Source organism: Thermosulfurimonas sp. F29, from assembly GCF_019688735.1.
Classification (GTDB): Bacteria; Desulfobacterota; Thermodesulfobacteria; order Thermodesulfobacteriales; family Thermodesulfobacteriaceae; genus Thermosulfurimonas_A.
Map to the genome: position 1 here is coordinate 185,382 of NZ_JAIFYA010000003.1, position 13,647 is coordinate 199,028.

Here is a 13,647-nt window from a genome sequence, read left to right on the forward strand (position 1 = left end):
GAGATTTTAAAACATGGAGACCTTTCGCAAACCCTCGAAAAACATTCTGGAGCTTATCGGCAACACCCCTCTGGTAAAGTTGCGCCGCATCCGGGTTAAACCCCGGGTGGAGATCTGGGTCAAGCTGGAAAGTTTCAATCCCGGAGGCTCGGTCAAGGACCGGATCGCCCTTTCCATGATCGAGGACGCCGAGGAGAGGGGGCTTCTCACCCCCGGAAAGATCGTGGCCGAGGCCTCGAGCGGGAACACCGGTATAGGCCTGGCCATGGTGTGTGCGGTCAAGGGTTACCGTTGTCTCATCGCCATGCCCGAGTCGGCCTCCATCGAACGGCGCAAGATCATGCAGGCCTACGGAGCCGAGATCCTGCTTACCCCCGCGGAAAAGAGCACCGACGGGGCCATCGAAGCCATTTACGAGCTGGTCCGGCAGTATCCGGACAGGTACTACAATCCCGATCAGTTCAACAATCCGGCCAACTGGAGGGTTCATTACCGCACCACGGCTCCGGAGATCTGGCGGGATACCGAGGGGCGGGTCACCCATGTGGTGGCCTCCATGGGGACCACCGGGACTCTCATGGGGCTCGCCCGCTACTTCAGGGAAAAGGCCCCCCAGGTACGGGTGATAGGGGTGGAGCCGGTGCCGGGGCATCGCATTCAGGGCCTCAAGAACATGAAGGAATCCTATCCTCCGGGAATTTACGACCGCAAACTGCCCCACGCGGTAATCAATGTGGACGACGAGGAGGCCTACGAATTGAGCCGGCGTCTGGCCCGGGAGGAGGGCATCTTCGTGGGCATGAGCTCCGGGGCGGCGCTGGCCGGGGCCCTGAAGGTGGCCCGGGAGATAGACGAGGGGCTCGTCGTGGTCATCTTTCCCGACGGGGGCGAGCGTTACCTCTCCACTCCTCTGTGGGTCTTCCCCGAGCCTCCGCGCCGGGAGGACTTTCGCCTGACCAATACCCTCACCGGAAAAAAGGAGGTTTTCGAGCCCCTTGAGCCCGGAAAGGTCCGGATCTACACCTGTGGCCCCACGCTCAATCGCCGGCCCCATCTGGGCCTTTACCGGAGGATGCTCACCGCGGATCTGCTGAGGCGCTGGCTCGAGGCTCGGGGCTTTGAGGTGAACCATGTGGTCAACCTTACCGACTTCGACGACAAGACCCTGGCCGCGGCGGAAGCCGCGGGGCGTCCCCTTAAGGAATTGACCGAAGAGCTGGCCCGGGAATTCTTAGAGGACCTCCGGTTTCTCCGCATAAAGCCCGCCACCCATTATCCCCGGGTGAGCGAACACCTTTCGGAGATGGTGGATCTCACCCGCCGGCTCCTTCAGAGCGGGGTGGCTTACGAAAAGTACTCCTCGGTCTATTTTGATGTCTCTAAACTTGCCGATTACGGAAAACTTTCCGGAGTGGATCTTTCGGGGCTACGGCCCGGGGCCACCGTGGATCTCGACGAATACGAAAAGGATTCTCCGGCGGATTTTACCCTCTTCAAGAGGGTAACCATTCAGGAACTCAAGCAGGGTTACTTCGTGGACACGGAATGGGGAAAGGTGCGTCCGGGGTGGCACATTCAGTGTGCGGCCCTGGCCATGAAGTACCTGGGGGAAAAGTTCGACATCCACACCAGCGGTATGGACCTCCTCTTTCCCCACCACGAAAACGAACGGGCCATTGCCCGGGCCCTCACGGGTGAGGAATTCTGTCGCTACTGGGTGCACTCGGCCCTGGTGCTGGTGGAGGGCAGGAAGATGTCCGTTTCCGCCGGAAACGAGGTGACCCTTGCGGACCTCCGGGCCAGGGGATATACCGGTCGCGAGATACGGTTTTTCCTCCTGCGGACCCACTATCGCAAGCCTCTGAACTTCAGCTTTCGGGCCCTGGAGGAGGCCCGAAGGGCCCTTTCCTGGCTGACTCTTTTCTGTGGCCTCCTGGCGAGCGCACCCCGGGGTGGGAGATCCTCCGAGGCTGAAGAGGCCCTTAAGGAACTACGGGAGGGGTTTGAGACGGCCATGAACGACGACCTCAATGTTCCTCAGGTGGTGGCCGAACTCTTTCGCTTCTCCCGGCGGTGGTATCCTCTGGTGGTGGAAACCGGCGTGCCGGAGAGCCTGAGAGACGAGGCCCTTTCCGTGCTTAAAGAAATCGACGGAGTGCTCGAGGTGCTGGTCTTTCCCGAGGAGGTGCGGGAGGAGGGGGTTCTGCGGATCGTTTCCGAGAGGGAGACCGCCCGCAAGTCCCGGGATTTTGCCACCGCCGATCGTCTGCGGGACGAACTTCGCCGGGCGGGATTCCTCCTGGTGGACACTCCTCGAGGTCCCCGGGTCTTCCGTCTCCCGGATGAGTAGTTATTACGGGGATATTCTTCAAGAAATCTACCGGCGACTTTTCCGGCACTTCGGTCCGCAGCACTGGTGGCCTGCGGAAAGCCCCTTCGAGGTCTGCGTGGGGGCCATACTCACCCAGAACACCAACTGGCGCAATGTGGAAAGGGCCATCGAAAACCTTAAAGCCCGAAACCTGCTCTCCCCGCAGGCCCTCTATGAACTTCCAGAAGATCTTTTGGCCGAACTTATTCGCCCGGCCGGGTACTTCCGGGTGAAGGCGCGGCGTCTCGGAGAATTCGTGCGCTGGCTGGTGGAGCGCTACGGGGGGAATCTTTCGGCCCTTGAGGAGGTGGACACCGGGGAACTCCGTCGGGAACTTCTCACCCTTCGGGGCATAGGTCCGGAGACCGCCGACAGCATTCTTCTCTACGCTCTCGGGCGTCCGGTGTTCGTGGTGGACGCCTATACCCGGCGCATTCTTCTGCGCCACGGTCTCGTCACCGAGGAGGCCGATTATCACGAGATCCAGGAGCTTTTCATGGAAAATCTTCCGGCAGACCCTGATCTTTTCAACGAATATCATGCCCTTTTGGTGGCCTGCGGGAAGCACCTCTGCCGCTCCCGCCGCCCCCGTTGCGGCGATTGCCCCCTTCAAGAAATGGGATCCGATCCTATTTTTTGAGGTTAGGCGGACGACCTCTTTTCCGTTCCTCGAATCCGAACCGACGGGCGAAGTCCGGTGGTCCCAGGGGCCTGTTCTTACGGCTGTTTTGACGCAAAAAAGCCAGAAGTTCCGGCGGCTCCGGTTGCCGTCGCCATTCCAGATAATAGGCTTTCGTCTCCGGCGTAAAGGGCGGCTCATCTAAAAATTGGGATCCGATCCTATTTTTGCTGGCCGAGGAATAGGGATAATCCTCCGGCCATTCCACCAGCCCGGCTCTCACCGGGTTGCGCTCTATGTAACGCATGACCTTCCAGAGGTAGTGTTCGTGATCCACTATGGAGGAGTGATATTTGGCCCGCCAGAGCTGCCCCTCCTGGCCGTATTTGCGGTTGTAATACTGGGTATAGGTCACCAGAAGACCCTGCATGAATTTAACGAGATCCTCTGGAGTTTCAGGAACTACCAGGAGGTGAAAATGATTAGGCATAATACAAAAGCTCCAGATTCGGATTTCTCGTTTCCTTTTGAGATTGCCTACGATGTCAAGGAAAACTCGATAATCCTCTTCCTCGTGGAAACAGGTTTGTCCATGATTAGCCCGGGAGACGACATGATGAGGATATCCCGGTGCAATTATTCTTGGTCTTCCCGGCATACTCCCCTTCTGCCGAAAGTAGGATCCGATCCTATTTTTAGCATGGTCAGTTATGACGGGGCAAGTCCGGAAAATAGGATCCGATCCTATTTTTGGGTGAGGGCCAGGAGAAAGACCCCCGAGACCATGACGAGGGCGGCGAAAAGGCGAAGGCGCAGGTGACTCTCCCGGAAAAAGGCCCCGCCCAGAAGAACGCCGAAGAGGATGCTGGTGCGCTTCACCGCGATCATGTAGGCCGCCGGCGCAAGACTTATGGCCTTCATGTGCGCAACGACCATGAGAGCCTGCGTCAGTCCCAGAAGGAGCACCCCCTTTGCGTTCTCGCGGAGAAAGGAAAGGAGCGGGGGTCTTTTAAGAATTGCGAGAACCGCGGGCACGAAAAGACCCAGGATGACGAAGTAGGTCCCGGCAAACCACAGGGGATCGGAAAGGAGCACGGCCCTCTTTCCCAGAACCGAGGTTACGGCGTATATAAGGGCTACCCCGAACATCAGGAGAGAACCTCTCTCCCTCACCAGGGCCCGAAAGGGAGCCAGGGGCCCTTCGGAGACGGCGGGAAGGTTCAAAAGGTAACTTCCGGCCACCACCAGAAGAATCCCCCCGATGCCCGCCCAGGAAAGCCTTTCGCCCAGCACCACATACCCGGTGAGAATGATGAAAGCCGGAGTAAAAGAGAGAAGCGGCAGGGTGAGGGACAGGGGGGAAATCCGTATGGCTTCCATGTAGAGGAGGATGGCTAGGGTCTCAAGGGGAAGGAGTAACGCCACGGTCCTGACGAAGTCCGGATTCCCGAAGGCCAGAAGGGTCCGGTGCAAAAATTCCGCAGGGGAGAAGGTGGCCAGCAGGAAGGCCACCAGGAAAGGAAGGGGTCCCAGAGTGCGGGCCACGGCCATGAGGACCATGCCTTCCCGGGAAAAGAACTTTTTATTGAGCGCATCCCCCAGAGCCACGGAAAAAGCCGCGGTGAGGGCCAACCAGAACCACGACATCGCCGACCCCTTGGGAGAGGATGTGCCGAGCATTATAATGTCCGGCGGAGGCGGCGTCATGTCCTGGAAGGTGATTACCTGGAATGTGAACTCTCTCAAGGTCCGCATGGAACAGGTCCTGCGTTACCTGGAAGAGGAAAACCCCGCGGTGCTCTGTCTGCAGGAGACCAAACTGCGGGACGAGGCCTTCCCCGGGCGGGAGTTTGAGGCCCGGGGCTGGCGAATCCTTCACGCCGGTGGGCCGGGACGAAACGGGGTGGCCCTCGTCTTCAGGGAGGAGGCCCGGAGACCCCTCCGGGGTTTCCCGGGCCTTGAGGATCCTCAGGCCCGCGAACGAATCCTGGGAGCGGAGATTCGAGGGATCTGGGTGTTTTCCGTGTATGTGCCCAATGGAAGCCCGGTGGGCTCGGACTATTTTCTGTACAAACTGGAATTCCTCTATCGCCTGAGGGAATTTCTGGAACGACACTTCCGACCGGAAGACCCCTTGATCCTATGCGGCGACTTCAATGTGGCCCCGGAGGCCCTGGATGTTTACGATCCGGAGCTTCTCGAAGGGCAGATATGTTTTCACGAAAGAGAACGCGCGGCCTTTCGTCTTCTTCTCGAATGGGGGCTTGTTGACGCCCTGCGCCTGAAGCACCCCGGGCGTTCCGGTCTCTTTTCCTGGTGGGACTATCAGTTCGGGGCCTTCCGGGCCAACCGGGGGATGCGGCTCGACCACATACTCCCGACCCGTCCTCTGGTTGAAAAACTGGCGGACTGCTTTATTGACCGCCGTCCGCGCTCCTGGCCCCGCCCCTCGGATCACGCCCCGGTGGTGGCCGTCTTTGACCTATCGGACTAAGTTCCCGTACTTCTCGACGATCCGTTCCACCACTATGTGTGCGGTGTTGAAGGCCGCCATGATGCTGCCCTTCTCAAGCGCGATGTCTCCGGCCAGGAAGACCCCCGGAAGATTGGTCTCGTAGTACTCATCGAGCCTGGGCCGACCGTCGTCGAACTCCACCCCTATGCTTCTCAGGAATCCGGCCGGGGTGCTTCCCCCCAGACAGTAATAGATGCGATCGAAAACCATGGTGTTTCCATCCTTGAAGACTACTTTCACCCCTGCGGGATCCGGCTCCAGGTGGTCAATATCGGTGTTAAGCATGAGTTTGACCCGCCCCTCCCGGGCCTTCTTCTCCAGGTTTTCCAGATTTACCGGATTGATACGGAAGAACTTGGGGCGGCGATAGGAAAGATAGACCTCGTCGCATCCTTCACAGAGGAAACAGGCCGTCTCCGCAGCGGTGTCTCCTCCTCCCACCACCAGGACCTTTCCCCCGGTGGGACATTCGCACGGGGCCTCAAAGAAAACCCGATCCCGCACCTCTTTCGGAATAGGATAGTCGGGTTTGCGGGGTTTTCCGAAGATACCTATGGCAATCACCACCACCGGAGCTTCCAGAACGAACTCCGCGCCCACCCGAAGCTTCCAGCCCTGCTCCCCTTTCTCGATGGCCGTGACTTCGCTCCGGTAGCGGATGTCCAGACCGTATTCCCGGATGTAGTTCTCCATGCGCTTTAGAAAGTCTTCCTTGGATTCGGTCTCGAAGGAACAGATCCCCAGGGGCTCCACCACCATCTTCCGGAACACGGCATCCACCCGCTTCCCGGGTCGATAAAGGCGTTGAATGGTATCACAGAAGGTTTCGGCCTTTTCGAAGAGGACCACCGGGGCGATCTCTCTGGCCCGGGCCTCCACACCCACGGCGATCCCGGCCGGCCCGGCTCCCACCACCGCTATTTTGGCCCTTTCCATGCCTTCCCCCCGAAACTGATTTTCGGGGGGCTAGCTTAGCACATTATCCGCGTTTTTGAAAAGGGTTTACCGTGAGCACCGGACAGGGGGCGGTCTTGACCACCTTTTCGGCCACGCTTCCGAAAAGGGCGCGCTCGAGCCCCTTCCGGCCGTGGGTGCCCATGATTATGAGGTCAATGCCCTTTTCCCGGGCCACTTCGCAGATCTTTGCGGCTACCTCCCCGGTCAGGACCAGGGGTTCCACCTCGAGTCCGGAAAGATGTTCGGAAACGAAATCCTCCATCCGCTTTTGAGCCCCTTCCAGGAGCTCTTTTTCAAGCTTCTCAAGAGCCGCATGAGGGACATAGAACCCGGCATAACGCATGATGTCTTCCACTATGAAAACCACATATAGCCTGGCCTCGAATTTTTCCGCAAATAGCCGGGCATAGCTAGCCACCCTTTCCGAGGCCTCGGTGAAATCCACCGGGAAGAGGATGTTTTTTATTTCGGCCATGGACAACCTCCCTCGTTGAATTAAATTTGAGAACCTCTATCGAAAATTATAGCAAAAGGAGTCTCAAAATGATAGACTTACACACTCACTCCACGGCCTCGGACGGCACCTATTCTCCCGCGGAGCTGGTGCGTCTGGCCAGGGAGACGGGGCTTTTCGCCCTGGCGCTTACGGATCACGACACCGTGGAGGGTCTTCCCCAGGCCCTGGCCGCGGCCGAGGAGCACGGAATCCGATTCGTGCCCGGGGTAGAGATAAGCGTTCGTTTCGAGGGGCCGGGACACTGTCACATCCTGGGTTATTTCGTGGATCCACACTCATCGTCCCTGCGAGAGACCCTGGGGCTTTTACAGAAGGCCCGTCGCGAGCGCAATCGTCTCATGGTGGAAAGGCTTCAGGCGCTGGGGGTGGACCTTACCCTCGAAGAGGTGGCGGCCCGGGCCGGGGAGGGAGAGATCGGCCGTCCCCACTTTGCCGCCCTTCTCGTGGAAAAGGGCGTGGTGCGGAGCGTGGAGGAAGCCTTCGAGCGGTACCTCAGGAAGGGGGCCCCGGCCTATGTGCCCAAGGCGAGGCTTGCTCCTGAAGAGGCCTTTTCCGCCATTCGGGCTGCGGGAGGGCTTCCGGTGCTCGCCCATCCGGTGCACCTCAAACTCTCCGCCGAGGAACTGACCCGCTATGTCGCCGGGCTTAAGGAAATGGGACTTGAGGGCCTCGAGGCTTATTACACCGACCACAGCAGGGAATTCACGACCCTGTGTCTGGATCTCGCCCGGCGTTACGATCTCGTGCCCACAGGGGGGAGCGACTTCCACGGTCACAACAAACCGGACATCAAGCTGGGAAGGGGCTTCGGCAACCTCACGGTTCCGGACGAGTGTTATCGGCGTCTCCGTGAGCGGTGGGAGCACCAAAAGTAGGATCCGATCCTATTTTCCGGAGGGCGGAGAGTTCGTCGGGCCGAAGGGGCCGGATCTCGCCCGGGCGGAGATTCCCCAGGGTTAAAGGTCCGAAACGGATGCGCACCAGGCGTTTTACCAGGGTGCCGGCGGCGGCGAAGATGCGACGCACCTCCCGTTTGCGCCCCTCGTGGAGGCGAATCTCGTAAACGCATTCCCGCCTGTTGCGACGCAACGGCCTGATCTCGTCCGGAAACACACGGCGCCCCTCGATCTCCAGACCCTCCCTGAGGATGCGCAGAAGAAGCTCCTCCCTCGGGGGACGGACCAGCCACACCCGATAAACCCGGGGGATTTCGAATCGGGGATGGAGAAGTCTCTGGGCCAGGTCTCCGTCGTTGGTGAGAAGGAGGAGCCCCTCGGAATCCCTATCCAGTCGTCCCACCGGAAAGACCCCGGAGGGAAGCCCCCGCAAAAATTTCGCTATGGTGGGGCGCCCGTGAGGGTCGGAAAGGGCGGTAATATATCCCCGCGGTTTGTAAAACACATAGTAAACCTTCTCCGGAAGACGAACCGCGCGCCCGTCCACCTCCACCCGATCGCGTTCGGGGTCCACCCTGGTGGCCACTTCGGTGACGACGCGGCCGTTCACCTTCACCCGTCCGGCACGAATCATCTCCTCGGCCTTGCGCCGGGAGGCCACCCCCGCCCGCGCCATAAACTTGGCCAGCCGCATCATTTTCCTTTCCCGCTCCTGAGCCCCGGTCGAATTCTTCGCCGTTTCGTGTGGGATTTTGAGGAAAGACCCACCGTCTTCGCAGAGATGTCTCGAACACGGCACAGGATCAAACGAAAATTACATCGAGTCCTTTTACCCTTTCAAAATCACTATCCGTGGTGATCACGGCCTTACATCCCTCCTCTATGAAACCGGTCAAAATTAAGGCGTCCAGAGCAGGCAAACCGAAAGCCATGCTGATCTTCGAAGCTCTGGCGAAAGTCTCCTTCTTCAGTTCGACCACCGTGACCCCTTCACAAAAGTCTCTCAAAAACCTCATGGCCTTCTCGTAACCGATCCCCCTCCTCATGAGCACCTTAGGAAACTCATACCATGAGACTGTACTCACGACCCCGCGCCATTTTCCGGAAGCCAGTTTCTCGGCATACCCTCTGGAGCGTTCATCTCCTTCGTATAGCTTCAGCAGGAAACCCGTATCAAGCCCGACCCTCATCGAAGAGCCTCTCCTTCTTTCTTTCCTTCTCTTGATAGGCATTCCAGACCTCGATCAGACCTTCATCTTTCTCTCCTGTCCAGCGGTCCAGAAATTTCCTCATTTTGTTCTTCCTTTCCTCGTATAGAAAAAAATCCTCCAGCGCTTTCTGTATGACCCTAGATATGGATTCTCCCGTCTCTCTCGAGAGTTCTTCCAGTCGCTTTCTCATCTCCTTCGGCAGGTAGATCGTCAACGGTCCTCCTCTCATATGACCCCTCCGGTTCTTTTATAAGAGGAATATAAGACACCAAAAGGCTTGAATCAATCTCCTTGCCCGATCCTGTATCTGATCCCTCGGCGTAAATGTCCTTTGATCCTTATTCCTTCTCCGCGGAGGGAGGGGGCCTCCCTCCGCGGGGAGGATCGGGGTAAAGTTTTTGGGAATCGGGATGGAGGTATCGAATCGTGGAGGACCTTTTTGAGCCTGTGGTCGAGGTGGCCCGCCGGCACGGAGTGTGGGCGGAACTATGGGGAGAGGTCACCGAGGGCCTCACCGTGGAACGGCGGGACGGAAGGGTTCACGCGGTAGAACCCTATCGGGAGACCGTATTTTCCGTGCGCATCATTCACCGGGGCCGTGCGGGCCTTTCCTACACCACCCGTGCCGAGGCGGAGGCCATAAGAAAGGCCGCCGAAAGGGCCCTGGAGCTCGCCCGCCTGTCGGAGGAAGAGGGAGCCGTCCCGGATCCGCAGCCCCTTCCAGAGGTGCCCGAGGTCCGCGTGGCGCACCGGGAGGCCGGGGAACTGGCCGGTCTTCTTGAGGAGGCGGAGGAAGAGGCCCTCACGGCCGACCCCCGGGTGCACCGGATCGAACGGTCCGTGCTCTCCTGGTCCGAGACGCAATATCTGATCTTCCAGAGCGAGGGGGTGTCGGCCCGCTGGTCCGGCGGACACTATCAATTTCTCATCTCCGTTACGGCCCGGGAGGGAGAGGAGGAACGCTCGGCCTGGGAGTGGCGGGAGGCCCCGGCCCTGGAAAACCTGAATCTCCGGGGGCTTTCCCGGGAGGCTGCGGAAAGGGCCGCCGGGCTCCTCTCGGCCCGAAAGATTCCCTCCCGGAGGCTTCCCGTGATCTTTCCTCCCCAGGCCGCGGTCTCCCTCCTGGAAACGCTATCCCATTCCTTCTGCGGGGACGAGGTGGCCCGGGGGCGATCCCGGCTCGCCGGCAGGGTGGGCGAACGGGTCTTCGCCCCCCACCTGACCCTGGTGGACGATGGACTCCTCCCGCAAGGGGCGGAAACCCGTCCCTTCGACGACGAAGGCGCCCCCCAGAAGGAAACGATCCTGGTGGGCGAGGGAGTCCTGGAGGGGTTTCTCTACGATACCCGGTGGGGACGCCGGGCGGGCGTTCCCTCCACCGGCAACGCCCGCCGAGCCTCCTTCAGGACGCTGCCCTCGGTCTCCCCCACCAATCTTTACCTCCGCCCGGGGGAACACTCCCTGGATTCCTTGCGTCGATCCGCGCCCGCCGTGCTGGAGATCTGCGAGATGCTGGGATGGCACACCACCGATCCCATCTCCGGAGACTTCTCCGTGGGGATCTCCGGTTTCCTCCATCAGAACGGAGAACGATACCCGGTGGCCGGTCTGGCCCTCTCGGGTAACCTCTTCGATCTTCTCCGAAGGGTGGAGGCCGTGGGAAGAGACCTTACCTTTTACGGGGATACCGGAAGTCCCTCCCTTTTAATCCCCGATCTGGATCTCTCGGGGAGCTGAAACTTGCCTCCCCTCCATTAGGGGTTACCTTAAGCATAGCTGTCTTCATATCAAGATTCTGCCGACGGGGTTGAACATGGGGCTTTTTACCAGGATTGCGGCCAAGATCGTGGGCACCAAAAACGAGCGGGAGCTCAAGAAGCTCCGGCCTCTGGTGGAGCGCATTAATGCGCTTGAGCCGGAGATGCGCCGGCTTTCGGACGCCGAGCTCGCCGCCAAGACCGCGGAGTTCAAGGAAAGGCTCTCCCGAGGGGCCACCCTGGACGAACTCCTTCCCGAGGCCTTCGCGGTGGTGCGGGAGGCCGCCCGCCGGGTGCTCGGGATGCGGCACTTCGATGTGCAGCTCATGGGCGGGATCGTGCTCCATCAGGGCAAGATCGCGGAGATGAAGACCGGCGAGGGTAAAACCCTGGTGGCCACGCTACCGGCCTATTTAAACGCCCTAACCGGCAAAGGGGTCCACATCGTCACCGTGAACGACTACCTGGCCAGGCGAGACGCGGAATGGATGGGGCCGGTTTATCGCTTCCTGGGGCTTTCCGTGGGCTACATCGTCTCGGGAATGGACGACGCCGAACGCAAGCAGGCCTACGCCTGCGACATCACCTACGGGACCAACAACGAGTTCGGTTTCGACTACCTGCGCGACAACATGAAGTATTCCCTGGAGGACATGGTCCAGCGGGGGCACTACTACGCCATCGTGGACGAGGTGGACTCCATCCTCATCGACGAGGCCCGGACGCCGCTTATCATTTCCGGCCCCTCCGAGGAATCCACCGAAATCTACTACGAAATAGACAAACTGGTGCGCCAGCTCAAAAAGGATGTGCACTTCACCGTGGAGGAAAAGACCAAGACCGTGGTCCTCACCGAGGAGGGCGTGGCGGAGGTGGAGCGTCTCCTGGGGATTCCCAACCTTTACGACCCCCGCCATGTCAACCTGGTTCACCTCATCCATCAGGCCCTCCGGGCCCATCACCTCTTCCACCGGGATGTGGACTACATCGTAAAGGACGGACAGGTCATCATCGTGGACGAGTTTACCGGGCGGCTCATGCCCGGGCGTCGCTGGTCCGACGGTCTGCACCAGGCCATCGAGGCCAAGGAAGGGGTGCGCATCGAAAGCGAGAATCAGACCCTGGCCTCCATCACCTTCCAGAACTACTTTCGCATGTACGAGAAGCTGGCCGGCATGACCGGCACCGCCGAGACCGAGGCCGCGGAATTCAAGGAAATATACGATCTCGATGTGGTGGTCATCCCCACCCACAAACCCATGATCCGCATCGATTACCCGGATGTGGTCTATCGCACGGAGCGCGAAAAGTTCGAGGCCGTGGTGCGGGAGATCGAGGAGCTTTACCGTAAGGGGCGACCGGTGCTGGTGGGGACCACCAGTATTGAAAAGAGCGAACGCCTTTCGCGAATGCTCAAAAAGAAGAAGATTCCCCATCAGGTGCTCAACGCCAAGTATCACGAGCGCGAGGCCGCCATCATCGCCCAGGCCGGGCGCCCTCACGCCGTGACCATCGCCACCAACATGGCCGGCCGGGGGGTGGACATCCTTCTCGGGGGCAATCCCGAGGGGCTGGCCCGGGAGGAGCTCGAACGGGAGGGCTACGATCCTGCGGAGATCGACGAGCGGGCCTGGCGTGAGGCCCTGGCCATGGCGAAGGAGGGGCGGGATCCCACGGAAAAGTACCCTGAGCGCTGGGCCGAGGTCCTCTACGAAAAGGTCAAGCAGTGTCAGGCCGACTACGAAAAGGTAAAGGCCCTGGGCGGGCTTCACATCATCGGCACGGAACGGCACGAATCCCGACGGATAGACAATCAGCTCCGTGGGCGGGCCGGACGCCAGGGCGATCCCGGGTCATCCCGTTTTTACCTCTCTCTTGAGGACGAGCTCCTGCGGCTCTTCGGCTCCGACAAGATCAAGGGCCTCATGGACAAACTGGGCATGGAGGAAGGGGAACCCATCGAGCACCCCTGGCTATCCAAGGCCATCGAACAGGCCCAGAAGAAGGTGGAGGCCCACAACTTCGAGATCCGGAAGCACCTTCTCGAGTACGACGATGTCATGAACCTTCAGCGGGAGACCATCTACCGCCAGCGTCGCGAGATTCTGGGGGCCGAGTCGGTGAGGGACTGGATCCTCGACATGATCGCCGATGTATGCGAGGGGATCGTGGAGGAATTCCGGGAGGAAAAGACCCCTCCCTCCGAGTGGGATCTTGCGGGGCTTTCCGGGCGTTTCCGGGCCGTGTTCGGTTTTTCTCCCGATCTCTCCCGGGTCCCCGAAAGCGCCGAAGAACTCGCCGAGCACCTCAAGAAGGAGGCCCTTTCGGCTTACGAGGCCAGGGAACGCGAGATAGGTTCCGAGCTCCTGCGGCACCTCGAAAAGATGTTTCTCCTGCAGACCATCGATCTCCTGTGGAAGGATCACCTCCTCACCATGGATCACCTTCGGGAAAGCGTGGGGCTCCGTGGGTACGGTCAGAAGGACCCCCTTCAGGAGTACAAGCGCGAGGCCTACGAGCTCTTCACCGATCTTCTGGAACGCATAAAGATTCAGACTCTCACCTATCTTTACCGGGTGCAGGTGGTGCAGGAGGACGAGGTTCGGCGTCTGGAGGAGGAGCGGAGGCGGCGCGAGATGCGCCTCCGTTACGGTCGGGGCGAGGAGTCGGGCGAGGCCGAGAGGCCCAAACCGAAACCCATTCGCCGACAGAAGATCGGCCGCAACGATCCCTGCCCCTGCGGAAGCGGCAAAAAGTACAAGAAGTGTTGCGGAAGAAGAGAGGCCCGCGTGGCCGCGGCCTGA

13 protein-coding genes are annotated in these 13,647 nt (G+C 60.0%); 6 read left to right on the forward strand and 7 right to left on the reverse strand.

Translation table 11 applies throughout. The features are described from left to right. Positions 1 to 13 precede the first annotated feature (13 nt). Both cysS and K3767_RS09285 read left to right on the forward strand, forming a co-directional pair. Entirely contained in the window at positions 14 to 2,350 is a 2,337-nt protein-coding gene (cysS, locus tag K3767_RS09280; protein WP_221173302.1) for a cysteine--tRNA ligase, read from the forward strand. Continuing rightward, the gene (locus K3767_RS09285) at positions 2,343 to 3,011 is read left to right on the forward strand and encodes an endonuclease III domain-containing protein (RefSeq protein WP_221173303.1); all 669 of its coding nucleotides are present in this window, start codon (positions 2,343 to 2,345) and stop codon (positions 3,009 to 3,011) included. Before cysS ends, K3767_RS09285 begins: the two co-directional genes overlap by 8 nt. Here K3767_RS09285 and K3767_RS09290 read toward each other — a convergent pair. Beyond that, positions 3,001 to 3,648 (reverse strand): transposase, encoded by a 648-nt coding sequence (locus K3767_RS09290; RefSeq protein ID WP_221173304.1) that lies wholly within the window; start codon positions 3,646 to 3,648, stop codon positions 3,001 to 3,003. The genes K3767_RS09285 and K3767_RS09290 overlap by 11 nt on opposite strands. 86 nt (positions 3,649 to 3,734) lie before the next feature. Further along, a complete protein-coding gene (locus tag K3767_RS09295) occupies positions 3,735 to 4,637 on the reverse strand; it encodes a DMT family transporter (RefSeq protein WP_221173305.1) in 903 nt (300 codons plus the stop codon). A 58-nt stretch (positions 4,638 to 4,695) separates the two neighbouring features. On the opposite strand from K3767_RS09295, the gene xth reads away from it, so the two are divergent. Next, a complete protein-coding gene (gene xth / locus K3767_RS09300; protein WP_221173306.1) occupies positions 4,696 to 5,484 on the forward strand; it encodes an exodeoxyribonuclease III in 789 nt (262 codons plus the stop codon). Here xth and K3767_RS09305 read toward each other — a convergent pair. Both K3767_RS09305 and K3767_RS09310 read right to left on the reverse strand, forming a co-directional pair. Further along, positions 5,473 to 6,441 carry an NAD(P)-binding domain-containing protein gene (locus K3767_RS09305; RefSeq protein ID WP_221173307.1) on the reverse strand — a complete coding sequence of 323 codons (969 nt, stop codon included), beginning with the start codon at positions 6,439 to 6,441 and terminating at the stop codon, positions 5,473 to 5,475. The genes xth and K3767_RS09305 overlap by 12 nt on opposite strands. A gap of 43 nt (positions 6,442 to 6,484) precedes the next feature. After that, complete coding sequence (locus K3767_RS09310) at positions 6,485 to 6,937, reverse strand: universal stress protein (RefSeq protein WP_221173308.1); 453 nt, start codon at positions 6,935 to 6,937, stop codon at positions 6,485 to 6,487. Positions 6,938 to 7,005: 68 nt separating this feature from the next. On the opposite strand from K3767_RS09310, the gene K3767_RS09315 reads away from it, so the two are divergent. Beyond that, positions 7,006 to 7,854, forward strand: a complete 849-nt coding sequence (locus K3767_RS09315; protein ID WP_221173309.1) for a PHP domain-containing protein — start codon at positions 7,006 to 7,008, stop codon at positions 7,852 to 7,854. Here K3767_RS09315 and K3767_RS09320 read toward each other — a convergent pair. From K3767_RS09320 to K3767_RS09330, 3 genes are all read right to left on the reverse strand, one after another. Beyond that, positions 7,796 to 8,572: a pseudouridine synthase gene (locus K3767_RS09320; RefSeq protein WP_221173310.1), complete on the reverse strand. Its 777-nt coding sequence runs from the start codon at positions 8,570 to 8,572 to the stop codon at positions 7,796 to 7,798. The genes K3767_RS09315 and K3767_RS09320 overlap by 59 nt on opposite strands. 106 nt (positions 8,573 to 8,678) lie before the next feature. Next, on the reverse strand, positions 8,679 to 9,065 hold the full coding sequence (locus K3767_RS09325; protein ID WP_221173311.1) for a type II toxin-antitoxin system VapC family toxin: 387 nt from the start codon (positions 9,063 to 9,065) through the stop codon (positions 8,679 to 8,681). Next, on the reverse strand, positions 9,049 to 9,300 hold the full coding sequence (locus K3767_RS09330; protein ID WP_221173312.1) for a ribbon-helix-helix domain-containing protein: 252 nt from the start codon (positions 9,298 to 9,300) through the stop codon (positions 9,049 to 9,051). The genes K3767_RS09325 and K3767_RS09330 overlap by 17 nt, the downstream gene beginning before the upstream one ends. A 212-nt stretch (positions 9,301 to 9,512) precedes the next feature. On the opposite strand from K3767_RS09330, the gene K3767_RS09335 reads away from it, so the two are divergent. Then, positions 9,513 to 10,823 carry a TldD/PmbA family protein gene (locus K3767_RS09335; protein WP_221173313.1) on the forward strand — a complete coding sequence of 437 codons (1,311 nt, stop codon included), beginning with the start codon at positions 9,513 to 9,515 and terminating at the stop codon, positions 10,821 to 10,823. A 76-nt stretch (positions 10,824 to 10,899) separates the two neighbouring features. Then, on the forward strand, positions 10,900 to 13,647 hold the full coding sequence (secA, locus tag K3767_RS09340) for a preprotein translocase subunit SecA (protein ID WP_221173314.1): 2,748 nt from the start codon (positions 10,900 to 10,902) through the stop codon (positions 13,645 to 13,647).